The sequence below is a fragment of the Porphyromonas endodontalis ATCC 35406 genome, assembly GCF_000174815.1.
GTDB classification, from domain to species: domain Bacteria; phylum Bacteroidota; class Bacteroidia; order Bacteroidales; family Porphyromonadaceae; genus Porphyromonas; species Porphyromonas endodontalis.
In genome coordinates this window covers 87,744-110,572 of record NZ_ACNN01000005.1, presented here as the reverse complement: position 1 = coordinate 110,572, position 22,829 = coordinate 87,744, and the positions used below count along the sequence as shown (strand labels likewise).

At 47.0% G+C, this 22,829-nt stretch carries 20 protein-coding genes; 1 reads left to right on the top strand and 19 read right to left on the bottom strand.

The annotated features are described in order from the left end of the window. Nucleotides 1-20 precede the first annotated feature (20 nt). Both mce and POREN0001_RS00590 read right to left on the bottom strand, forming a co-directional pair. Nucleotides 21-431 carry a methylmalonyl-CoA epimerase gene (mce, locus tag POREN0001_RS00595; protein WP_004332086.1) on the bottom strand — a complete coding sequence of 137 codons (411 nt, stop codon included), beginning with the start codon at nucleotides 429-431 and terminating at the stop codon, nucleotides 21-23. 385 nt (nucleotides 432-816) lie between these two features. Then, nucleotides 817-3,366, bottom strand: a complete 2,550-nt coding sequence (locus POREN0001_RS00590) for a TonB-dependent receptor (protein ID WP_004332054.1) — start codon at nucleotides 3,364-3,366, stop codon at nucleotides 817-819. Between the two features lie 807 nt (nucleotides 3,367-4,173). Here POREN0001_RS00590 and POREN0001_RS00585 point away from each other — a divergent pair. Next, entirely contained in the window at nucleotides 4,174-4,434 is a 261-nt protein-coding gene (locus POREN0001_RS00585) for an RNA recognition motif domain-containing protein (protein WP_004332052.1), read from the top strand. 60 nt (nucleotides 4,435-4,494) lie between these two features. On the opposite strand, the gene POREN0001_RS00580 is transcribed toward POREN0001_RS00585, so the two are convergent. The 17 genes from POREN0001_RS00580 to POREN0001_RS00500 all read right to left on the bottom strand — a co-directional run bounded on the left by POREN0001_RS00580 (nucleotide 4,495) and on the right by POREN0001_RS00500 (nucleotide 22,775). Next, nucleotides 4,495-6,786 carry a RelA/SpoT family protein gene (locus tag POREN0001_RS00580; protein WP_004332107.1) on the bottom strand — a complete coding sequence of 764 codons (2,292 nt, stop codon included), beginning with the start codon at nucleotides 6,784-6,786 and terminating at the stop codon, nucleotides 4,495-4,497. A gap of 38 nt (nucleotides 6,787-6,824) precedes the next feature. Next, a complete protein-coding gene (locus POREN0001_RS00575; RefSeq protein ID WP_004332215.1) occupies nucleotides 6,825-7,205 on the bottom strand; it encodes a 2-amino-4-hydroxy-6-hydroxymethyldihydropteridine diphosphokinase in 381 nt (126 codons plus the stop codon). 39 nt (nucleotides 7,206-7,244) lie between these two features. Continuing rightward, nucleotides 7,245-8,339, bottom strand: coding sequence for a bifunctional 3-deoxy-7-phosphoheptulonate synthase/chorismate mutase type II (locus POREN0001_RS00570; RefSeq protein WP_004332203.1), 1,095 nt, complete (start codon nucleotides 8,337-8,339; stop codon nucleotides 7,245-7,247). An 8-nt stretch (nucleotides 8,340-8,347) separates the two neighbouring features. Then, nucleotides 8,348-9,622 carry a glycosyltransferase gene (locus tag POREN0001_RS00565; protein WP_004332173.1) on the bottom strand — a complete coding sequence of 425 codons (1,275 nt, stop codon included), beginning with the start codon at nucleotides 9,620-9,622 and terminating at the stop codon, nucleotides 8,348-8,350. Continuing rightward, the gene (locus POREN0001_RS08925) at nucleotides 9,598-9,840 is read right to left on the bottom strand and encodes a polysaccharide deacetylase family protein (protein WP_004332202.1); all 243 of its coding nucleotides are present in this window, start codon (nucleotides 9,838-9,840) and stop codon (nucleotides 9,598-9,600) included. Before POREN0001_RS08925 ends, POREN0001_RS00565 begins: the two co-directional genes overlap by 25 nt. A gap of 4 nt (nucleotides 9,841-9,844) precedes the next feature. Continuing rightward, a complete protein-coding gene (locus POREN0001_RS00560; protein WP_004332131.1) occupies nucleotides 9,845-11,014 on the bottom strand; it encodes a DUF7033 domain-containing protein in 1,170 nt (389 codons plus the stop codon). Continuing rightward, nucleotides 11,001-11,999: a GNAT family N-acetyltransferase gene (locus tag POREN0001_RS00555; RefSeq protein ID WP_040579885.1), complete on the bottom strand. Its 999-nt coding sequence runs from the start codon at nucleotides 11,997-11,999 to the stop codon at nucleotides 11,001-11,003. Before POREN0001_RS00555 ends, POREN0001_RS00560 begins: the two co-directional genes overlap by 14 nt. A 35-nt stretch (nucleotides 12,000-12,034) precedes the next feature. Further along, on the bottom strand, nucleotides 12,035-13,108 hold the full coding sequence (recA, locus tag POREN0001_RS00550; RefSeq protein ID WP_004332309.1) for a recombinase RecA: 1,074 nt from the start codon (nucleotides 13,106-13,108) through the stop codon (nucleotides 12,035-12,037). Continuing rightward, nucleotides 13,105-13,569, bottom strand: a complete 465-nt coding sequence (locus POREN0001_RS00545) for a peroxiredoxin (RefSeq protein ID WP_040579883.1) — start codon at nucleotides 13,567-13,569, stop codon at nucleotides 13,105-13,107. Before POREN0001_RS00545 ends, recA begins: the two co-directional genes overlap by 4 nt. Before the next feature lie 111 nt (nucleotides 13,570-13,680). Continuing rightward, complete coding sequence (groL, locus tag POREN0001_RS00540) at nucleotides 13,681-15,327, bottom strand: chaperonin GroEL (protein ID WP_004332101.1); 1,647 nt, start codon at nucleotides 15,325-15,327, stop codon at nucleotides 13,681-13,683. Nucleotides 15,328-15,406: 79 nt separating this feature from the next. Continuing rightward, a complete protein-coding gene (locus tag POREN0001_RS00535) occupies nucleotides 15,407-15,676 on the bottom strand; it encodes a co-chaperone GroES (protein WP_004332194.1) in 270 nt (89 codons plus the stop codon). A 370-nt stretch (nucleotides 15,677-16,046) separates the two neighbouring features. After that, the gene (locus POREN0001_RS00530) at nucleotides 16,047-16,541 is read right to left on the bottom strand and encodes a hypothetical protein (protein ID WP_004332210.1); all 495 of its coding nucleotides are present in this window, start codon (nucleotides 16,539-16,541) and stop codon (nucleotides 16,047-16,049) included. Nucleotides 16,542-17,250: 709 nt separating this feature from the next. Then, the gene (locus POREN0001_RS00520; RefSeq protein WP_004332221.1) at nucleotides 17,251-17,643 is read right to left on the bottom strand and encodes a GmrSD restriction endonuclease domain-containing protein; all 393 of its coding nucleotides are present in this window, start codon (nucleotides 17,641-17,643) and stop codon (nucleotides 17,251-17,253) included. 187 nt (nucleotides 17,644-17,830) lie between these two features. After that, a complete protein-coding gene (locus POREN0001_RS00515) occupies nucleotides 17,831-19,612 on the bottom strand; it encodes a BSAP5a family pore-forming toxin (protein ID WP_083797810.1) in 1,782 nt (593 codons plus the stop codon). A gap of 1,102 nt (nucleotides 19,613-20,714) precedes the next feature. Beyond that, nucleotides 20,715-21,188, bottom strand: coding sequence for a DUF695 domain-containing protein (locus POREN0001_RS00510; protein WP_004332084.1), 474 nt, complete (start codon nucleotides 21,186-21,188; stop codon nucleotides 20,715-20,717). Nucleotide 21,189: 1 nt separating this feature from the next. Further along, a complete protein-coding gene (locus POREN0001_RS00505; protein WP_004332132.1) occupies nucleotides 21,190-22,149 on the bottom strand; it encodes a bile acid:sodium symporter family protein in 960 nt (319 codons plus the stop codon). Next, nucleotides 22,146-22,775 carry an IMPACT family protein gene (locus POREN0001_RS00500; protein WP_004332048.1) on the bottom strand — a complete coding sequence of 210 codons (630 nt, stop codon included), beginning with the start codon at nucleotides 22,773-22,775 and terminating at the stop codon, nucleotides 22,146-22,148. The genes POREN0001_RS00505 and POREN0001_RS00500 overlap by 4 nt, the downstream gene beginning before the upstream one ends. Nucleotides 22,776-22,829: the final 54 nt, after the last annotated feature.

Sequence of the window (22,829 nt, the reverse complement as noted above, 5' to 3'; positions counted from 1 at the left end):
TAAAGTGTTTATTCGTTGTTTTATTTGTCTTTTGCGTCGCACAGCTCTAGCAATAGGCCGTGTGTGCTCTTGGGGTGAAGGAAGCCGATATTAAGCCCCTCTGCCCCTCTACGGGGTTGTTTATCTATAAGTTGCACCCCCTTTTCTCCGGCTTCGGAGAGGGCAACGCCGGCATCGGGAGTAGCAAAAGCGATATGATGAATCCCCTCGCCTCTCTTCTCCAAGAACTTGGCAATGGGACTATCTTCGCTTGTAGGCTCAAGCAATTCGAGTTTAGTTTCTCCAATTTTAAGGAAAGCCGTACGTACCTTTTGGTCGGCTACTTCTTCTATGTTATAGCACTTGAGCCCCAAAGTTTCTTCAAAAAAAGGAAGAGCTTCTTGGATACTCTTAACGGCTATACCCAGGTGTTCGATATGTGATAGATCCATATGCTACACTTATTAATTTGCTTCTTATAGGGACATCCCCTCTGTGGCAAGAGAGGTGAGACTCCTATATTTCGGTGCAAATATAGTAATAATACACTAGCCAATGAATATATTAGGGAGAAATAGGGAGTTAGAATGAAATTTCTGAGGGCTTATGGCTAGGAACTATATCCGTAACCATCAGATTTATAAGCAGTAAGAAAACAAATGCACATCAACCTCATTTTGGTGCAGATATACACCCTCGAGGGAATAAAAAAGATACCCCACAGAGTTTTTTCTTAACTCCATGGGGTATATGCTATGCAGGTAAGAGAGAGCCTCCGAAGTAGGCTTAGCGCGACTTGCTCATAGAGGAGACCCTCTACCTCATAGTAGAGGGGGATTAATTCCCTCCAACTCCTCCGGCTGCACCTCCGGCCCCCTGCTCCTTCTTTTCGCTGCTCATCAAGTCCTTATTCTCAATTGTGCGGCTTACCTTGCGAATAGCACTCTTGAGGTTACCAAAACTATAGCTGATCGAGACACCCGTAGATAAGCCATAATTGCGGACATGGGTCTCTCCGGAGAATGAAGGAGACGACATAGCGATTCTGAGATCATACCAAGGAGATAAAGGATTGCTAATCCATCCCGAAACAGTTAGTCGCTGTTTGAGGAACGACTTGCTCACACTCAGGTGGTGCCAAGACCCCCAGAAGCTCTTTAGGTTGATCGTAGGAGGTTGGATAAATATGCCTGCATTTACTCCCAGACTCCAATTCTTGGGAAGGGTAAACGTCGCACCCATGAAGCTGTTACCTCCTAGCCCTTTCATCACAGTATTGCCATAATCGTCTTTCCCATTAATCTTAATGCCACTAGCATCTAGGGTTACAAAGTTTAGATTACTCTGCAGATAGAGACGTACCCACGACGCCGGCACATACTGCGTAAAGATGTTAAAGCCCAAAGAACGCATCTTTCCCTTATCCGTATATGTCTGGTGTAAAATACGATTTCCCTTATCGTCAAGTTGGCTAAAGAAGTATTCCTCCACTTTATTGTTGCTGAATTGGTAGCTGGCACTTAGCATGAGCGAGAACTTCTGCGTATAGTGCGAATAGGTAGCATCTAGGGCATGTACCCTCTCGTTGGAGAGGTTTTCATTTCCATATTTCACCTGTAGGGGCGACACCTGCTCACGGTAGGGATTGAGCTGGGTAATGCTGGGGCGTTGTATGCGGTAGTTGTATCCTAGCTTCAGTTGGTCTGCATCGGCAAGAGTCCATGTAGCAATAAGCTGTGGCACTACATCCAAGAAGGTGTGATGCAAATTCGCTTTGGGTTCTTTGGCAAACTCTACGTTTTGTACGCCATACTCGGCGCGAGCTCCGGCTACGAGATTGACATTACCTTTGCGGTACGTGACATTACCATAGGCTCCATAGATATTTTGCTTATATGCCATGGGAGAGCCACTAATACCCAAATGCTGCCCAAAGAGACTCCCAACGACCCATTCGTTGCTAATTTTATCCAAGACCTTAAACACAGACTCGGTTGCACCCAAACGGAATATACTCTTAAGCCCTGCCTCTACCTTCCACTTATCGCCAAAGGGACGAACGTAATCGATCTGGCCGGTATGCTCATTAAAAGTAGCATCGGTTTGGGAGAATTGTCGATTGGTCTGCAGAATGCTCTCGGCATTCTTAGGGTCAAAGATTTTCTGATCAGTAAGAACCTCGCTATGATTGGGAGTATGAACCCATTGGTAGGAGAGGGTCAGGGACTCTCCCTTTAGAGCCGTGGTATGCTCGTAGTCGAGCCGAGTTTCGAGCGTTGTGGAGCTACTCTTGGTATCAGCCCTCAACCCATCCTTGGCAAGCAATTTGCCCGAGGGGTCTTCGGTGCGTGTGGTGGTAATATTCACCCCCGGGGTGTTATGGCTAGAAAGATCCACATTCAACGACAGGAGGTTGCGCTCATTGATGTCGTAGGTGAGGTTCAATCCCCCCATGTGGTAGCCATAGCGACTTTTATTGCGCTCCACTGTATTCTCGCTGGTAAGACGGATACCCGTATCACGATAAGTAAGGACTGAGGTATTGAGCATCGGCATCATAGAGAAGTTGTACACCCCTCCGTGATAGTTGGCAGTAACCCCAAACTTACCGACTTTGCTGGTGAAGAACACATTCCCACCCCCACCGGGTTGTATGATAGAGCCATTTACTCCGACCTGTGCCTGATAACCCTCGAAGGAGGTTTGTTCCGTGATAATATTGAGGATGGCACCAACCCCTTCGGCCTCGTATTTTACCCCCGGCTCTGTGATTACCTCCACCGACTTAATGGTAGAAGCAGGGATGCTACGGAGCACCTCCTTAGGATTTGAGGAGATCATTTTAGAGGGCTTACCATTGAGGTAAATACGGAAATTCTTCGACCCCTTAACGCTTACATTACCCTCTCCATCTACCGTTACAAGGGGTACCTTTCGGAGCATATCGCGGAGGGACTCAGCCTTGCTCAAAGGGTCATCCTTTACATTATAGGCAATGCGATCGGCATCAAGACGTACCAAAGGACGAGCAGCCGTAACGGTTACTTCTGCAAGATTTTCGGCATCGTCCTCCATAAAAAGACGCAACATACCCATACTTTTTACCTTGCTGTAAGGGAGTATCTGAGATTGCATCTTCTTGCCTACAAAAGAGGCTTCTACCTTGTACTCATTGGCCACAGGTAGAGATATGGCAAAACGCCCTCCATCATCGGTAAGTTGCTGTAAAGCACTCCCCTCCTTACCCTCCGCAATAGGGGTAAAAGAGACAGCCGCAAAGGGTACCGGCTCACGGCTAAGGCTATCCAATACCATGCCTCGCAGCAAATGGCCATTTTGGGCTCCGGCTCCACCTATACCGAGGTATAGAGCCAACAAAAAAGTCAAGCATAAAAACCTATTTCTAGGTTTCTTAATAGGGTACAGTCTCATAATAATAAGCGTTTTTTGCTTTTCGCTCCTCCTACATCTCAAGGAGAGTTGCCTAGGAGAAGCTTCTATTATCTCTAATTTAACTAGTCGTGATAAGAAGAGGATCGGAGAGCCTCGCTCAGCCCTCAGATGCCTCCAATGGGGCAAATGTACGATAATTCAACAAAAAACCTTACAAATACCCCTCTGACTCAAAGGAAAACTTCCGATTCAGTAAGAAGCATCTATGCAAAACGAGCTCTCCTCCCTATTTCCCCTCTCTTCATCAGGCTCTAAAATCTCAGCGCGTGAAACACTCAAAAATCACTGCCCTATACTTTTTTCTTTTCTGGGCAGGATTTTTCTATTTCACAGGCAGGAAGTAAAAATTTTTAGGGCAAAGTGCCCCCACAAAATCAGCCTAAAGAAAAATGGAAATAGCGTAGCCGCCATTTGACATCTAGCGACAAACAAAAAGTCCCCTCGCAAATAGCCTAAAAAGCACCCCTCTAAGGGGATAGTAGCCGTGCGTATGGAAATAGAATAAAGTACTGCATACATGTTTTTCGTATTGATAAAAGATAGTTAGAGAGTTTTACCTACCTTTGTCTCGTCACAAGCGAACATCTAATTCCGTAGGATTGGCTTTGAGATATACTTTGTAGGCGAGAGTGCTAGCGAGCAAACCCTCTACAAAGGGGAGCAGACCCCTAACTCATAACTTCCGATAGTAGAAGTAGTTCCTTTTTTGACATAGTACTAATTTTAATTCTCACAAGAGGAATGAACATCTATCTAGGTAACCTTAATTTCAAGGTAAAGGCTGAGGATCTTACCGCCCTCGTACAACAGTATGGAAGCGTAGCCAATGCTCGCATCATTACAGACAGAGAGACAGGTCGCTCTCGCGGTTTTGGATTTGTAGAAATGGACGACGAAGAGGCTTTGGTTGCCATCGAAGCCCTTAACGAACAGGAGTTTATGGGACGCAAACTTGTTGTAAAACAAGCAGAAGAACGCCCCGAGCGCGCTCCTCGTCGCTAACGAACCATCCCATCCCCCTTCGTCTACACGGAGGGGGATTCCCATGAAAAAACAGAAGTATTAGAAGCGCAGGCGAACAGAGTGCACCCCGGGGAGCACAGCAACTTGGTTGCGTAAAGCCTGAATGCGAGGGCGCGGAGCCTGTACGGTAAACTCCGCATCAATCAAACCTCCCTTTGTTTGGATATTGTAGCTCAAGAGCGCAACCGAGGTATTATTCTTGACAAGAGAAATCAACCGAGAGACCAATTCCACACTATCATCGATAGCCTCTACATAGAGGTGGGCTTTGGGTTGCGTAGAGCCTAATCCACTCCACTCTGCCGGCAGTAGCTTATCGGGGTTATTTTGCATCAGATAGGGCACATTGGGGCAGCTCTTGCGGTGGATACGAATCCCCGAGCGAGAGGGATAAGCAATAATAGCATCCCCAAACTGTGGATTGCAGCACTGAGCGAGCGCGTAATCAACGCCATTAAGACTTTCGTCCATAATCACCACGGTACCGGCACCACGCCCGGCAACGGTATTGTCTTGCCCGGGAGTATCCCCTGTTTGCACAGCTTCGTAGGTGAGGGGGATGGTCAATGTACCCTCCTTGGCGGCTGTTTCCAAAGTCGTGTACTGGGCATCGTAGCGACGTTGGTACTCCTCTAAAACATGATTTAGATCCAACTTGCCGTCGGCTACGTCGCGGAAAAACTCGTTGAGTGCAGCATAGCCCATTTTGCGCGTGAGCTGATTGAATAGACTCTCATCCCAAGTAAGGTGCCTATTGCGGAAGCGGCGTTCGAGAGTAGCACGTGCTTCGCTAAGCCCTCGCTCGCTCCGTTCTCTTAGTTTCTGGCGGATTTTATTTTTGGCTGCAGAGCTAACCACGATCTGTAACCAGTCTTCCCTCGGGTATTGATTGCGGTTGGTTGTCACACTTACCGTATCTCCATTCTGCAACAAGGTACGCAAGGAGGCATTCTTGCCATTGACCAGAGCCGCCACCGCCGTAGCCCCCACATTGGAGTGAATGGCGAAGGCAAAATCGAGTACCGTAGCCTTGGGGGGAAGTTTTTTCAGCTCTCCTCGGGGGGTAAAGACAAATATCTCTTTGGGGGATCCTAGGCTGTACTTCTCGTTTTCGTCCGTAGATACATTCGCTTTTGTCTCTAGCATTTTACGCACCGAAGTAAGCGTTTTGTCCAGTTCTCCCTCACTCTTAAGACCCTTATAACGCCAGTGGGCAGCCACCCCTCGCTCTGCCACCTCATCCATACGTCGTGTACGGATTTGGATTTCTATGAAGCGACCTTCGGGTCCCTCCACGGTGATTTGGAGCGATTCATAGCCATTGGCCTTGGGCGTGGTAATCCAATCTCGCAGACGCTCCGTATCGGGCGTGAATTTGTCCGTAATCAAACTATAGCAGTACCAGCAGGCCTCATGCTCCTCGTGGGGAGGGGCTTCTATGATAATGCGCAGGGCGGTAAGGTCGAAAATGTTATCGAAAGAAACCCCCTTCTTCTGCATTTTGTTGTGGATGGAGCTAATGCTCTTGGTGCGGGATTTTATCTCATAACGCCATCGTTTGGTACCACTATCAATGCACTGCCTAAGGAGGGCAACAAACTTTTGCAAGTATTCTTCGCGTGCACGTTTGGTCTCTCCCAGCATCGATTTGATGGCATAGAAAGATTCGGGTTGCGTGTATTTTAGGTATAGATCTTCCAGCTCTCCCTTGGCGGCATAGAGCCCAAGTTTGTGCGTTAGAGGGATAAAATAACTATTCACCTCCTCGGCTTGCTCGCGACGCTTCTCCTCGGGCAGATATTTTTTAGCCGTGCGCATCCGATAGAGACGGTCTGCAATGATCAGAAGCAGTACGCGCACATCCTCGGCCACCGTGAGCAACAGTTCGCGAAAGAGAGAGTCCTCCACATGGGAGCGACGCATATAGATCTGAGCCGTCTCACGTATACGACCTATTAGGGATATAGTCCCCTCCGGAGTAAACTTCGCTACCTCCTCCGGGGTAAAAAAGCCTTTGTAAACAGCTCTATAGAAGAGTACTGCCGATAGTGATACACTACTGAGATTAAACTCCTTAGATACAATAAGGGCTACTTCGAGCTGACGAAGAAGCCCGTTGTAGCCAAACTCATCTCGGGCAAAACAGCCCTGTTTCACTAAAAAAGTGAGCCGCTCCCGATATACCGACGGGGGGACTTGGATATGCGGTAGCCCCCTCAGCTCTCGGTACAGCTCCAGCAAGCGAGCCTTTTCTTCTCGGGAGAAATAATTCTCTTCTTGCGGAGGGGTGGGATTAAGTTTCCCCTCAGGAGTTACATCTATCGGCTGCATATACTTTCCTTTCTTCTCTAGGGAAGAAGGAGAAGCGACTAAAACTCGTCGATCTCTTCCATCCCTGCCACTACATAAGGACGCACCAAGTCGTGAGGCTTTATCACCTCGTCGTTCCACTCAATAAGGTCTATATCAAGGGGGATAATTCCCTCTTCGTCATCATCCGGATCGCGCCCGAAATCTTTTTCTATCGCCTTGAGGCGAGAGCAAAAGTCCTCACAAGACTCCCCGGTAGGGATCATGGCGACCAAGTTTAGAAAGGGCTTAGTGCCCTCGGGTAGGTCTATGGGTTCGGTAATCTCGGGTGTGGAGAAGCGGCTCCCCGGGTACGAAGATTGCAGTAGCTGGGTAACACTATTGATATTATTCGTTCGATCTTTGTTGCTACCTATGCTAATAATGGCTTTGTTTGTCATTGCTATAATAATGCGCTCTCTAGTATAATTGTATAGGGATTACTTACGGTTGTTGTGCTGGATACGCACCGACTCTTCATGTATAAGGGTCATAAGTTTTTTTACGAAGGAGGGATCAAGCCCCAAGCTCTCAGCCCACGAGGTACACTCTGCCAGGTTGGCCTCAAATTGCGCCTCCTGCAAAACGGGAATATCGGCACGCTTCTTTAGCTCTCCAATACGAGTCGCAATGACCATGCGTTGCGCTAGATTGGAGATAAGGAGATTGTCCATCTCGGCAAGAGTGGCACGGTAAGAAACGAGGCGTATATCGTCTACACGGTTTGTCTTGCTCCTTATTACAAGATTATCTATTATCGCCTTAAGATCAGAAGGGGTAACCTGCTGGTGAGCGTCCGTGCGAGCACTGGCAGGGTTGATATGGCTCTCAACCATCAAGCCTTGGAAGCCCAAGTCCAACGCCTTTTGACTCACAGCCTGAATAGCTTCTCTGCGCCCCGCAATATGGCTCGGGTCACAGATAAGAGGGATATCGGGCAATTCGTTTTGGAACTCAAAGGCGACGCCCCAATAGGGAGCGTTGCGGTAATCGACCTTGATGGCAGGGGGAGGAGGGAACCCTCTGAAGATGGCAGAAATGTCCGTAATACCTACTTGCCAAAAACGCTCAATGGTACCGATCCACAATTGCAAGTCGGGACACATCGGGTTCTTAATCATAAGGGGGGTATTGGATCCTCGGAGTACTTCGGCAATCTCCTGTACCGAGTGAGGGTTGGTAGAGGTACGCGCTCCAATCCATAGCACATCCACACCAGCCTCTAGGGCTGCCTCGGCATGCTTACACGTGCAAACTTCGGTGGTAGTGCGGTAGCCAAATTTTTCTTTTATCTCTGCTAACCAAGAAAACCCTTCGCTTCCGACCCCTTCAAATCCACCCGGTTTGGTGCGGGGTTTCCAGATGCCGGCTCTGAAGAGATCTATTCGGAGCGGTTGCAAACCCTCGGCCGTAGCAAGAAGCTGCTCACGGCTTTCTGCACTGCACGGCCCTGCAATCAGGCGGTATGATCGTGGCTCTGTAGGCTCTTCCGGCAAGGGAGAAGACTTCGGGGAAGGTGCGGATTGTTCGTTCATCGTTATTCCTATAATGTCTGATAAGATGCCAGCTCGTTTTCTAGTATCGACGTGTAATGCTCGGCAATCTCATCACGTGCAAAGGTAGCAATATACTCTCTATTAGGCTCTACTGTGTGGGTATAACCCAAAGTTTTCCACTGCTCATAGTAGCGACAAATGTACTCAATTATTTCGGAAGCCTCGCCGGCAGGGCAGCCCCCTCGTGCCCTCTTTAGTATCTCCTCCCCAATTGCCTTATCGCTCATAATCATAAGGATAGGCTTTTCCATGGCAAGTGCCTCGAAAATCTTTGTAGAGACAATACCATGTGCCCCATGCGGAGTTTCGGGCGTGCCAAACATCAGCACCATGCTACTTTGCTGCAACAACTGAGGCACTCTAACAAAGGGTTGCATACTATGGATGCGCTGCAAAGAAGCGACAAAGCTAGGGAAACGACTCAAACACCCCTCAATAAGATCTCGCGACTGGTCGTCTACATACCAAGCCACCTCTAGCAACCCCTCTTCTATAATTGGGCGCAAAGCGGCACTACTCAACGCCTCAAAAAGGGGAGTCGGATTAGAGCGAGCAAGGGTCAATAATCGCCCTGTAAAAAGGAGGGTAAAGCGAGGTGTTCTCTCCGGCTCCCGAGGGAAAAAGAGGGAGCGGTCATAGCCATTATAGAGCACCTCCACAGGTACCCCTTTTGAGGCTTTTTGGAGGATTCGTTGGTGCCAAGGGGAGACAGTAACAATCTTTTGTGCCGACCGAAACGCCCTATTCCGCTGGCGGATATACTGACGTTTTAGGAGAGAAAGGAAGAGTTTTTTGGGTAACGATTTTTGCCCTTTGTGGGTGGGAAGAAACTCGTAACGAGGGTATTGCTCTACAATATCTCGCGAATCCATCACTACAGGGATATGGTACTTTTTGGCAAGTTGAGCAGCCGTACCATGAGGGAAAGTGCGGTACGAAAAAGAGATAATCAAGTCAAACTCATTGATTTTAAGTAGCCCCTCAAGAGCCTCCCTGAAGGCACGTTCTTTAGTGGAGAAGAAAGCTTCTCCGAGAGACTCCCACACGCTATACGACTTCCTCAAAGGGATGCGATACGTGGGACAAAGATCCTCCATTCCCTCAAACACCTTGCCGTGCCCTGAGTTATTCCATTGCTTAATATCCTCAGTAGCCACCACCACTTGCCACCCCAAAGAGACCCAATAGCTCACTAGGGAAAAGGCGCGTGGTGCAAAATGAGGTGGATAGAGATCGGCTAGTACGAGAATACGTCGGGACATGGTATAAGCTCTTCTAGAGGCATTTCTTCCGTTGCGTTACACTCTTCTATGCGCAATATGATACGCAACAACTCGCGATAAAGTCGGGAGTGATAGGGGTGTACCTCTTTGGCTAGCAGGTCATTATGGAAGAGTAAATTAAGCTCTCCGTTGTATTTTGCCGTTGCAATGAGCAACTGATAACTGTACTTTAGAGCATCGCGTGCGCCTAGTCCCATATATTTAGTACGGTCTAGCGAACAATCCATTAGCGTAAGCGGATGCAATACAAGGTTGGTAATGGTACCGGTAGAGGGCATAATGTAATGAATCGGACGACAAGTACCAAGTCGGAAACCCGCAACATCGGGGTAGCCCATCGTGTAGTCGTCTAGTATTCCTGCATTGAGAAGGTATAAAAAAATCCTCGGGCTCACGAGCCGCCAAATAGTGATAACGAGCGTGCGTAATGCTCTTCTTGAGATCGTGCTCCAGCAAATGCAACTGCTGCTCAATGCGCTCGGGATGAAGAGATCCCTCCATAGGGATATGGAAAGCCTCCTCTACTCCATATTTACGGGCATAGAGATGTACCCGACGAGCCGCACCGTGCGTAACACGATAGTTGGGACGATCTTCGGGTTCTTTGCTCGGTGTTTTGTAGAAAAACAGCGTCTTGCACTTCCCCTTTGGAAGCCTACGCTCTACCTCTCTATTCCACTCCAAGAATCGATCGAAGGTGAAATAACGGTCGCTTAGCAGGGAACGAAAAGCCAATTGATAGGCATTCCATAGACTCTTATGCTCCTTTACATAAGCACGAAAGAGGCTACGCACGCCATGGTATTCGTACGGACAATCAATATCGTGCGTAAGGTGAACTCGGGCAAACTTACGAGGGATAGAGGGCATTTCAATCTTAGAATACTCCTCTTGACCGCTCTCTCGAAAAGCACTTTGCAGCAAAGAGCGAAGTTGCTCTCCATACTCTTCTACAATAGGACGATGCAAGAAACCAGCTCGATAGGGGAGGCTTTTCTTTCCGGGAAAACGCCCGTAAGCGTCGCGCTCCGTACGGCGGTACATCTCCTCGTAGCGCGAGACAAGGTAATATGTAGAGGCTACAATATCGGCATGAATCAGAATAGGACCTCCGGCATATGCCCTCGTTACGCAAGGGGTACCAAAGAGCAAAGGAATACCCTCCCACTCCAAAAGCGGAAGTTTGGGATCTGCTGCCTCTGTACCATACACCCCTACGTCAAAGAATCCGGAGGGCATGATCACCACCTTATAGCGCGACATCTCGACAAGATTGGCTGTATAACCCACCGCATTGGTGAGCTTCCCCGGCAACTCCTCTTCCCTCAAAAGAAAGGAGATAATATAGCGAGCAATTTTATCTGTGCGCATGGAGCTGTCTGTAATGGTAGGCTAAACGCAATCTCTGCACGAGGGAAAGGGAGCCTTTACTTATCCGATAAAAGGGATATTGCTCCCCATAAAAAGAACGGAATACCGCCTCAACGCCCTGCAACATAGAGCCCTCAAAATCAAAATGGGTCAGGTGGCAACGCGCCAAGGCAAGCATGGTAGAGTGAATCAAATAGGCAGGAGCCGCTTTGTGCTCTTTGCCCCCAACGGATGCGGAAGCTATGAGATAACCGGTGGAACCCTCATAGGGAGTAAAACCGGCGGCAAGGAGATCGCCCTCCTTAGAATAGATGGTAGACAGAAGCCCTTGCCCACGACTCATTGCAACATCCACCGTATGCTCTAGAGTTGAGAGGAGGTGACGAGCAAGCCCCTTTTTGCGGTAAAGCGTACAAGAGAGGCGCAGTAAATCTTCGGGAGTAGAGGCCTCTTGGTATTGATACCCCAGTTGCTTTGCCAACGAGATTTTATGCCGAATATCCCTATTTTCGCTCGCAAGAAGGGCCTTTTCGTCCTCGGGCAACCTTCTAGCATACGAGTAACGAACAAAAGAACTATACCCCTGCCAATAGTAGGGCAACCAGTCTGTAAAGGATGTGGGAAAAGGAACTTCGAAGTACTTGAATTGCGGCATAGCCTCCACAAACGCCATCGTTATCTTGCGTCTCTGCACAAAGATTCCATGCTGACTTTGGGGAGACCCCTCGCCACCCTCCCCCTCAGGAGAAAAGTAAATCCCCCCTACTTGCGTGTAGGGAGGAGATAGAGCCACCCCTCGCACGGGAGTGTATAAAGGGAAAACGGCAAGTACTCGACCATCATCGGAGAGGGCACACCAAGGCTGCCACCCCTTCGCACCACCTGTTACGGCATCGAGCCACCAAGGATGGTAATATAAGGGAACCGTCTCTGCCTGCTCGGCAACAAACGTCTCATACTCAGTGCGACTGGTAACGATAGTCACCTTCTCCACAAAGCTTTGCCCGGGGCGATTGGTTACTAAATCCCTCGTTGCTGACGCAGAGCCTCGCCAATCTTCTCACGAAGTTCGCTGCTAAGCTCCGGATTATCTTGCAAGATACGACGTACCGCATCCTTGCCTTGCCCCAACTTGGTGCCGTCGTAGCTGTACCACGAACCACTCTTCTGAAGAATGCCAAAATCGGTACCCAGGTTGATTATTTCACTCTCCGAAGAGATACCCTCTCCGAAGATAATTTCAAACTCAGCGGTCTTAAATGGAGGAGAAACTTTGTTCTTTACCACCTTTACGCGCGTCTCATTACCATAGACATCATCGCCATTTTTGAGCTGAGTTTTACGGCGAATATCAAGACGCACTGAGGCGTAAAACTTAAGGGCATTCCCCCCGGTTGTTGTTTCCGGATTGCCGTAGGTAACGCCTATCTTTTCACGTAATTGATTGATGAAGATGCAGACGGCATTCGATTTGCTTACCGCGCTAGTCATCTTACGCAACGCCTGCGACATAAGGCGAGCTTGTAGGCCTATATTCTTATCGCCCATCTCGCCCTCAATCTCTTGTTTGGGGGTAAGAGCGGCCACAGAGTCCACTACCACTACATCCACAGCAGACGAGCGGATGAGCTGCTCGGCAATCTCTAGAGCCTGCTCACCGTTGTCGGGTTGTGAGATCCAAAGACGCTCAATATCCACGCCCAAGTGCTCGGCATAAGTAGGGTCGAAAGCGTGCTCGGCATCGATGATAGCCGCCAAACCGCCCATACGCTGCGCCTCAGCAATGGCATGGATGGCAAGCGTAGTCTTACCGGAAGATTCGGGACCGTAGATTTCGATAATGCGCCCACGAGGGTATCCGCCTACGCCAAGGGCTACGTCTAGAGCAAGGCTCCCAGTAGGGATCACGTCTACACTATCGGAAGTTCTCTCTCCCATATTCATGATGGAGCCCTTCCCGTAAGTTTTCTCAATGCGCTCCATCGCCATCTGTATGGCGGCTAGTTTGTTTTTGTCTATAGCCACCTTTTCTTTGGTGGGATTAGACTTTGTATCGGGAGTCGTGCTCTCGGGGAGCTTTTCTTCTTCGTTCATAAGTTGTCTATTACTTTGAGTATCTGCTCAGCGTGCTTAGAGGTATTCACCTCTTTGCCACTGAATATATAACGTATTACCCCTTGGGCATCTACCACAAAAGTAGAGCGCAGAGTACCCATGTACTCTTTGCCATACATTTTCTTAGGCACCCATACGCCCATTTCCTCTTGCAGGCGATGTTCCTCATCGGCAATCAGCAAGAAAGGCAGGTCGTACTTGCTACGGAAGCGTTGGTGGGAAGCCTGCGAATCTTTGCTTACCCCCACAACACGATACCCTCTCTCGGCCAAAGCCTCAATGTGATCGCGCAACGAACAAGCCTCGGCTGTGCAGCCGGAGGTATTATCTTTTGGGTAAAAATAGAGTATCCATGGCGACCCTAAAAAGTCGCTACTCTTAAGTAGGGTACCATCTTGATCCGGCCCCAATATCTCGGGTATTTTATCTCCTATATTCATCACACACAAAGGTAATTCTTTTCGTCCAAAGCGTATCTATTATAAGAAAGGGTGCTGTCTCTCACACGAGACAACACCCTACTTAAGATTACGGATGATCCTCTAGGAGGATTACATCATACCTCCCATACCACCGCCCATTGCAGCGGCAGCGGCAGCCGCATTCATATCTGCTTTATCGTCTTTTTTCTCTGCTACAACGCATTCCGTTGTTAGGAACATACCGGCAATAGAAGCAGCATTTTCGAGAGCAACACGAGACACCTTAGCAGGGTCGATTACCCCGGAAGCAACGAGATTTTCGTACTTATCAAGACGTGCATTGTAACCGAAGTCGGCCTTACCATCGCGTACCTTTTGTACTACTACGGCACCTTCCTTACCTGCATTAGCCACGATTTGGCGAAGAGGTTCTTCGATGGCGCGCTTTACGATCTCAATACCGGTTGTCTCATCGTCTGTCTCACCCTTGAGGCTTTCGAGAGCATCAATGGCACGAATGTAAGCCGTACCACCACCGGGAACGGTACCCTCTTCGATAGCGGCACGAGTGGCACTGAGGGCATCTTCTACACGATCTTTCTTCTCCTTCATCTCTACTTCGCTGGCAGCACCCACGTAGAGAACAGCTACACCGCCGGCAAGTTTTGCCAAACGCTCTTGGAGCTTTTCGCGATCGTAATCGCTCTTGGTATTTTCGATCTGAGCACGGATCTGAGCTACACGAGCCTCTAGTTCGCCCTTGTCGCCCATACCATTTACAATAGTAGTATTATCCTTGTCTACCGTTACCTTTTCGGCCTGACCAAGCATCTCAATTGTAGCAGCTTCAAGAGAGAAACCTGTCTCTTCGCTAATCACAGTAGCCCCTGTGAGGATGGCAATATCCTGCAACATAGCCTTACGGCGATCACCAAAACCGGGAGCCTTCACGGCGCAGATCTTGAGCCCACCACGCAAGCGGTTTACTACGAGAGTGGCAAGAGCTTCGCTGTCAATATCTTCTGCAATGATCAAAAGAGGACGGCCTGTTTGTAGGCTCTTCTCGAGAAGAGGAAGAATATCCTTGATAACTGAGATCTTCTTGTCATAGAGGAGGATGTAGGGGTTCTCCATTTGGCACTCCATCTTCTCCGTATTGGTTACGAAGTAGGGAGAGATATAACCACGGTCGAACTGCATACCCTCTACCACCTTTACTTCGGTGTCGGTACCCTTAGCTTCTTCTACCGTGATAACTCCTTCTTTCTTTACCTTGCCCATAGCTTCGGCAATAAGGCGACCGATTTCTTCGTCCCCATTAGCCGAGATCTTAGCCACGTGCTCAATCTTCTTAAGATCGTCGCCTACAGCTTCGCTCTGAGCGGCAATGTTTTTAACCACGGTAGCCACAGCCTTGTCAATACCACGCTTTAACTCCATAGGATTGGCACCGGCTGTTACATTCTTGAGCCCTACATTGATAATGCTCTGGGCAAGAACGGTAGCCGTAGTGGTACCATCACCGGCATCGTCGTTGGTCTTAGATGCGACCTCACGCACGAGCTGAGCACCCATGTTTTCGAAGGCACCTTCAAGCTCGATTTCCTTTGCTACGCTTACCCCGTCTTTGGTGATATGGGGAGCACCATAGCTCTTACCAAGGATCACATTACGCCCCTTAGGACCGAGGGTTACCTTCACTGCATTAGCAAGCTGATCCACTCCTTTTTTAAGGAGGTCGCGTGCTTCTTGATCAAATAATATCTCTTTAGCCATAGCTTTTGTTGTTGCTGTATGTATTCTATTTAGGTTGTCTTACTTTGATATTGTTAGTTCTTCTCTCCAAGCATCACTCTTAGAGGATAGCCAAAACATCGCTCTCACGCATGATGATAAACTTATCACCCTCAAGCTCGATTTCTGTGCCGGCATACTTTCCATAGAGTACTACATCTCCCTCTTTTAATTCCATCGGGTTATCCTTAGTACCCTTACCAGCGGCTACAACAGTACCACGGAGGGGCTTTTCTTTAGCGGTATCGGGAATGATGATGCCACCTTGGGACTTCTGTTCTGCATCAGCAGGTTTCACTACTACACGATCTGCAAGCGGTTTGATATTCATACGAATACGATTATTATGTTACTATTCTATTTATTTCTTCTTGGGGATTAGCTCTATATGCACTCGCTAGTGCCGAGCCCATCCTTGACATCGGAAATTCATACAAATACTATGCCAAGAGGTGGAAATAGGCTAAGAAGACAATTTGTCTCCCCTTTCTTTGCAGGAAAAAGTAGCCTAAAAAGAAGGACTTTAGCACTTGGGATTCTCTTTAAGAGCAGACGAAAAAAGGCTGAGGAATGCGTACAAAGAGAGTAACGCATTCCCCAGCCCTCAGTGGGAAATCAGCTTAGCCGAGAGAGGGGATCTCCTCCCTAGGCAATACTTTTCACAACCGAATAAATATCCCTCTTTCCCGTAGTACGAACCTTTACTTAGTGGGAGTAGAAGGCATTCGAGAGAGTTTTAACCAAACAGCTCGTGACCCTTCTTCTGCACGAACTACAAGGGAAAAATCATTGTTAGTCAGCTTAGTTATAATCCAAGAACCATACAAAAAGGCGTAATCCCTGTCAAACCTATAAAGTTTTACAAGAGAAAGTCCCTGCCTCTCATAGGAGAAACCAGTAAACCGATTATCGTACATATTCACGTATTCTCTCTCCCATGCACTGACAAAAGGCGTGGGATCTTCATCAAAGTACCAACGTCCTTTTTCTTTGAGGAAGGAGATATTTACTCGTGCTGTTACAAGCTTCCCATCTGCATTTTTTGTAGAAACAAAGCCTTTCCACGCCGTACCGACAAGGTTAATATCGTCTACAGGATCATTTCCTCCACACGATGTTACACTAAAGGCGAAGAAAACACTCAAGAAAAGGGTGAGCAAAGAACTCACTTTAAAGGATGCAATTCTTTTTTCCATACCATGATAATTTGTAGCAAAATTCTATTGTACTCAACTTATGTATAAGGGAGATTTCCCAAACGAACCGATCACATGAGGCTAATCCTGCCTAGCAAGACTTCGACCACCTCATCCCTCTAATGTTAAAGACATTACTAAGGAATGCGTTTTAACCTAAGCCAAACCGTCCTCGATGGCAAAGCAGCACGCGAAGTTAGAGAAAACTTGTTTTTCGTGCGCTCTGTAATCATCCAATCTGCAATAAGGGGCTCATACAGATTTCGGAATCCGCGCAATTCTAAAACCTTTTCAGAGAACCTGAAGTATGAGAAGGTACTAAACCTATCAGACTCAGGCAAAGGTGACATCTTTCCTTCATCCCACGCTCCTAAAAAAGGAGCCGGATCCTCCTCAAAATGCCAGTGCCCCACAGAGTTACCATGGAAAGAGATCTTGACCGAAACCTCTACGAGCTGTCCTTTTGTATCTTTTGTAGCAACAGTTCCTTGCCAAGCAGTGCCAACGAGGGTTACATCAGAACTCGTAGGCACTGACCTCTCGCACGACGTTAAACTAAAGGCAAAGAAAATGCCCAAAAAGAGGGTGAGTAAAGAACTCGTTTTAGTGGTTATAATCCTGTCTCTCATACTGTTACGACACTTACAATGAGTGAGTCTACCGCAAATGTAGGTATTTCAAAAGAAACTCCCTCCATGGCATGCCCCCTCTATTTCTCAGAGTTCATATCATTGTCTTCTTTTTGTTGGTAATCCTCAGTAAGGAACCCGTACATCTTCTTCCCATGATCTTCTATATCCTTCTTTGTCCACGTGTTTGGGTAGTCCCGATATAACACTAGCAATTTAAGGCTTTCAATTGAACCCCACTTAGAGGCATTGTAATAGGATTCTACATGAGCTTTCTTGATTTCGTAGGACTCATTTTTCAACGAAGAGTTAAGCCCTTGAGAGATCATAACCAAATTGCCAAAACTATCCCGAAGTGTAGAATCCTCCTCAGTGTTCCCCTGTATAATGGTGTGAAGAGTTTTGTATTCTTTAGTTTGGCAGAATGCTTGGTACTGATGTCTGTGTCGCTCTACATAAGAAAAGAAATGCATACCCCCTTGAATGGGTTCGTTGAAATAAAATTGTTCTCCGAAAGGAGGACTTTAGCACTTGGGTTTCTCTTCAAGAGAAGAAGAAAAAAGGCTGAGGAACGCGTACGAAGAGAGTAACGCATCCCCCAGCCCTTACAGGGAAATCAAGCTAGTCGAAAGAGGGAATCTCCTCTTTAGGCAATACTTTTCACAATCCGATAATCCTAAAATTCTTCAGATCGTAGATACTCAAAGGCTCTTCTTTGGCACTATTAAAGAGGGCACGAATCCCATACGTATCTAAGATATAGGGGTCGTAGATAGCAAAGGCATAACGCTTACCACCCTCTACAAAGTAAAGATACTGCATAAACTGTCCTTTAGCTTCATTATAATAATAAGGATGCTTGCAACGTTTAAGTTTACCCTCTTTAAGTCCAAACAAATCTATAGAGATCGTTCGTGAGAGGGGAACAGTTTGGTCTATCAGGTTATCTATAATAGAGGAGGATTTTCGTTTAGAAGCCAAATATACAGGGCCTTCCAGCATGGATCTGCAAAATGTTTTTCTTATGTCCAAATTGTAATACTTACGTGCATAGTCAGCAATCTCCTTAACCTTGCGGTTATACTCTCCTTTGTATTGCGCCTGCCAAAAAGAATTATCGCTAACGTGTATGGGACGTAACGAGATTTCGTCGCCATATCGTGTATGTAAAATCAACGCAAGGGGACGTGGCGATTTATAAGGGAACTGAGGAGAGGTCTCATGAGGCACTCCCCCAAATTCGTCATTTCTCCCAAGTCGGATCTCCATATAGGGCTCACTAAAACTCTTGTTGTATGCCTCATATACGATACGCTTACTAAAATTCTCTTCCTGGACAAACTCTGAAATGGGGGTAAGCCCTCCTCTTGGGATATCAATAAGTACATGAGTAGACTTGTCATTCAAGCTATTTACCCAAGGCGCAAAATCCACCTTCAAATTATCAAATTTCATAGGAGCACTAAACCCCATTGCGAAGGCCCCTCCAATCGTTTCGTAGACAACTCTTAAAGACTCAAAGAAATCCGTAGAAGAAGAACTAGAAGAATTAGAATTTCCATTATTATTTCCTACAGAAGGAGTTATACTAAAAGAACCTTTTGTAATAGTACAAGAGGCGTCTATTTTGTTTCTAATTTCAGACTCTAATTTAGTCTCATTTGTCTCTTCCTTAGACATACCTTGATATAGGAAATTCGCCTTCCCTCCTAAGATGTATTGCGTGACAACCAAAGATCCATATCGCCCAGTTGAGGGAAATAGCTTTTGAAAGGGTGTATTATAAAGATTACTACGAAAAGCATCCGATAGATATCTATTCTGAATAATGTTATCCAAGTCCTTCGATCGCTCTAGAGTATAACGAGCTTCTTGACAAAGGACATTCAATTCAGCATACACATGTCTTTCCTTAAAATCAAAGGTGCTACTAAAAGCTGATGAAAAGGTTCTCTCATACCCTATTTTAAAGATCTTAAAATCAATTCCCGCAGTAAAGACGTTGGAATATTTCTTAGCCATACTAGACCTAAAAGAATTATCACTAGCAAATGTGTTGCACTCAGCAACAAGCCTATTTAATGGGAAACGCTCAAAACTACGAGGACTTTCTTCTGCAAAACGACTTATGTCTAAAACAGGTCTTTTAAAACACTCATGGTTGCCCACAATCCCTCTTTCCGGGTCATACGCAAACCCCATATATTGTTTTGTTGCATAGGGAGAACTTGAGCGTGAAAATATTTCATCCTGATCATTTACATCTTTACACAGAATAATAGGAGTACTTCCTTGACGAGAATAAATAATCTCTCCCTTGTCTTGATCTTGCCCCCAATTCTCTTCCTTAGGGTCATCTAACTGACACGCGACAAAAGCAAAATTGAGAAAAAGAATAGCACTACATCTTTGTAGCATCAACCTCAAAAACCTTCTTTTCATTTCTTTAAACTTACAGTATTATTAAACAATATATCACAACTTGAATCCAATTGTCCACGAGGAAGTGTCTATGAGAGAAGACAAAAACGTCTTTTCTGTAAGCGCTGTAATAATCCGATCTGAATTAAGGATCTCATACAAGAATTGAAATCTGTACAACTCTAGAATCTTGAAGACCTGAGACACAAAACGAACTAAACACCTGAGGATCAAAAGACAAATCCTACACTCTCATTCCATGTAGACCAAAATACAGTTCGCTCCTCCTCAAAATGCCAACGACCTACAAGATTTCCAAGAGAAGAAAATTTGATCGCAACATCTACGAACTTTCTTTCTGTATCTTTTGCAGATACAGAGGCTCTCTAAGCGGTTCCTACAGGGGCAACATCTCCTACCACAGAAGTTTTCCACCACAAGATGTTAGACTAAAATCAAAGGAAACACTCAAAAGGAGAGTGAGCAAAGAACTCATTTTAAAGATTACATTTCCACCTCTCATACTATTGTTGTATTTAATTCTCAAGCAAAGCTTCCGCAAATATAGGCATTTTTTGATAATACAAATAAAAGGGCTTTTTATTTTCAGCTGATTTGTAGGGGATTCTCTGCCCAAGAAATAAAAAATTCTAGGACTAAACTTCTAGAGATTTAGGTCTAAAACAAAAAAAGTGCTGCCCAGTTTTTCTCAGAAAACCAGGCAGCACTCCCAAAAGAAACGTACCGCCTCCTCTTCTAGAGACGAAGGGAAGGCGGCACGCAACGAATTAAGGAAATAAATTTGAAAGAGAGAAAATCTAATTCTTAGACAGAGGGAATCCTTCTAGAAGATGCTCCGAAAGCTCTCCGGCTCTCCGGCTTCGTAAGGATAACACTTCAACCAATGCTCCCCCACTCTGGGGGTCGCTCTGCCGTTCCAAAGGAGGAAGAAGTAAAATACTCTATCCTAGCCCCCTCTCGAACTAAGATTTAATCAAATCGCTATCTAACTAAATCTCTGCTGCAAAATTAGCACGGATTTCTACTCTCCACAATACCTTCTGATAGGCATTTTTTGGGCAGTGACTACTCTATAATAGCGATTAAATGGGATAAAAGACTCTTATTCTTCTGTGAGATCGCCCTCTTCATCTTCCTCATCCTCTCCCTCGTCGGGATTCATCGAGAGCATATCTAAGTACTCGTCCCATGCAGGATCCAGCTCGTTGTCGAACTCTAGAGGGAGAAGAGGAAGCGGCTCAAGTGCCTCGTTGAGTCGCTCGAAGAAAACCCTATCGGTGCGGGCATAGTAGACCCAGTATTTAACCCCACCCCCGAGGTGATTGCCCGTTAGGATGGCCAATTTATCTCGCTCCATTTTGGGACGCAATAGATCATCGACTTGGGCTATGATACGCTCCGCTTCACGCGTAGGCATCCCCCTTTCGTCTGCTTCGTAGGGAAGTCGTATCTCGATACGATGCTTTAGTTTCCCCGATAGACGAAAGGCTTCGAGATCAAGTCTCCCATTCATTATTACTACAGCACCGCTATCGTCGCTAGCGATGGTGGTGAACCATTTATCCGTTAATACCATATTATTGTATTTTTTGCTCTCTCGCACACCGAGATTGTCGTTTACTTTCGCGCATCAATTGCAGGCTATTGAGCAGGTTTTGCCAGATCGAATAGGCCGCCATTGCTACACTTGATAGAGGATTGAGATATACCTGAGCCATCCAAATAGCCAAGCTTGAGTTTTTTTGTCCTAGGCTCTGCCCTAGCGTAATACTCTCCTTAAGGAAACGCCTACTGAGCCACTTACCCAAGGCGAATTGGACTAGGCAAGCCACAAGTCCCACCAAAATAAGCAGGAGCATAGAGGGTATTTCGGAACGAGGCTCCTCCGCCATAAAATGCACTGTCTTGGCTATAATAATGGCAAGGGCAACCACCCAAACCCAAAACGAAACAGAGGACAAGCCGGTCAAACGAGCGTGCACTTTGGGCACTAGGGCGCGCAACCCCCAAGCCAAAAGGAGCGGAGTCAAGACGATGGGGAGCACGTGCGCAAAAATCGTCAGTACCGACTCCCAAAAGGGGACATTCCCCTCCCCCACTACGCTAAAAAGGAGAGGCCCCACAAAGGCAATACCGATACTTGTAAGCAGCACATAGGCTGTACCTACGGCAATATTGCCCCCAAGCATGCCAATAATCACAGGCGAAGCAGAGGCAGCAGGGCATAGAAAACAATTAAAAGCCCCCTGAGCTATACTCTCGGGGAAGAAGGGGCGAAGGAGGTAATAAGAGCCAAGAGCAAAGCCAATTTGCAGAATAACGAGAAGCCCATGGACGGGTAAAAAATGAAGATCTCTAGGGCGCAACTTTAGGAACGTAAAGAAGAGCATGCAGACAATCATATAGGGAATGGCAACACTCAGAGGGCTGAGCCAACGATAAAAGAGAATCCCTATAAGAATGGCAATAGGTAACCCATAGTCTTTGATACGCCGCATAAAGCGACTGGGGATAGGGCGATAGAGCGTGTGCTTCATGAGTTCGGCTCCTCAACTGTACAGGTGAGTCCATAGATGGCAGCAGCGGCAGAACGTAAGATCTCCAGTTGCCCCTGCCGTATGCGGCACTCCAAAAGGCTTTCCCCTTGTGCAAACCCTTGCTCTAGTATCTCGGCGCCCATGGTTTTGACAAGGCGCATCACGGTACCTGTAAGATGAGGAGCAAAGCGGAGCGTAAAAGGGCTCAAGAGAATTACCTCCCGACGAGGAGCCTCCATAAGCACGAGGCGAGCACTCTCTTTGTAGGCATCTATAAGCCCTCCCGTCCCGAGCTTTACTCCACCAAAGTAACGCACCACAGCCACCAGTACATCGCTTACATCCTGAGCCAAGATCTGCCCATAGATGGGGCGGCCTGCCGTGCCAGACGGTTCGCCATCGTCGTTCATTCGATTCTCTTCTCGCAGGGCGCCCACAGCATAAGCCCAGCAAACATGCGTAGCATTATAGTACTCTTTGCGTAGAGAGGCAACCAGCTCCAAAGCTTCTTCTACCGAATGAATAGGGTAAGCATGGGCTATAAATCGGCTTCTCTGTACGGAGTACTCCGCTTGGTTTTGCTCTGCAAGGGTCTCGTAATGATCTTGTTTTTCCTGCTCCATCATCGTAAAACAGCAAGAGTCGGAACGAGGATATTGCGCCCTATTCCGACTCTTTCT

Bases quoted from the DNA above. Each gene is read 5' to 3' on its own strand.
- POREN0001_RS00570 (WP_004332203.1), bottom strand. From the start codon at position 8,339: ATGAACGAACAATCCGCACCTTCCCCGAAGTCTTCTCCCTTGCCGGAA.
- POREN0001_RS00560 (WP_004332131.1), bottom strand. From the start codon at position 11,014: ATGCGCACAGATAAAATTGCTCGCTATATTATCTCCTTTCTTTTGAGG.
- POREN0001_RS00515 (WP_083797810.1), bottom strand. From the start codon at position 19,612: ATGAAAAGAAGGTTTTTGAGGTTGATGCTACAAAGATGTAGTGCTATT.
- POREN0001_RS00585 (WP_004332052.1), top strand. From the start codon at position 4,174: ATGAACATCTATCTAGGTAACCTTAATTTCAAGGTAAAGGCTGAGGAT.
- POREN0001_RS00565 (WP_004332173.1), bottom strand. From the start codon at position 9,622: ATGTCCCGACGTATTCTCGTACTAGCCGATCTCTATCCACCTCATTTT.
- POREN0001_RS00535 (WP_004332194.1), bottom strand. From the start codon at position 15,676: ATGAATATCAAACCGCTTGCAGATCGTGTAGTAGTGAAACCTGCTGAT.
- mce (WP_004332086.1), bottom strand. From the start codon at position 431: ATGGATCTATCACATATCGAACACCTGGGTATAGCCGTTAAGAGTATC.
- POREN0001_RS00510 (WP_004332084.1), bottom strand. From the start codon at position 21,188: ATGGTATTAACGGATAAATGGTTCACCACCATCGCTAGCGACGATAGC.
- POREN0001_RS00575 (WP_004332215.1), bottom strand. From the start codon at position 7,205: ATGACAAACAAAGCCATTATTAGCATAGGTAGCAACAAAGATCGAACG.
- POREN0001_RS00530 (WP_004332210.1), bottom strand. From the start codon at position 16,541: ATGGAAAAAAGAATTGCATCCTTTAAAGTGAGTTCTTTGCTCACCCTT.
- groL (WP_004332101.1), bottom strand. From the start codon at position 15,327: ATGGCTAAAGAGATATTATTTGATCAAGAAGCACGCGACCTCCTTAAA.
- recA (WP_004332309.1), bottom strand. From the start codon at position 13,108: ATGAACGAAGAAGAAAAGCTCCCCGAGAGCACGACTCCCGATACAAAG.
- POREN0001_RS00505 (WP_004332132.1), bottom strand. From the start codon at position 22,149: ATGAAGCACACGCTCTATCGCCCTATCCCCAGTCGCTTTATGCGGCGT.
- POREN0001_RS08925 (WP_004332202.1), bottom strand. From the start codon at position 9,840: ATGGGACTAGGCGCACGCGATGCTCTAAAGTACAGTTATCAGTTGCTC.
- POREN0001_RS00545 (WP_040579883.1), bottom strand. From the start codon at position 13,569: ATGAATATAGGAGATAAAATACCCGAGATATTGGGGCCGGATCAAGAT.
- POREN0001_RS00500 (WP_004332048.1), bottom strand. From the start codon at position 22,775: ATGATGGAGCAGGAAAAACAAGATCATTACGAGACCCTTGCAGAGCAA.
- POREN0001_RS00520 (WP_004332221.1), bottom strand. From the start codon at position 17,643: ATGCATTTCTTTTCTTATGTAGAGCGACACAGACATCAGTACCAAGCA.
- POREN0001_RS00580 (WP_004332107.1), bottom strand. From the start codon at position 6,786: ATGCAGCCGATAGATGTAACTCCTGAGGGGAAACTTAATCCCACCCCT.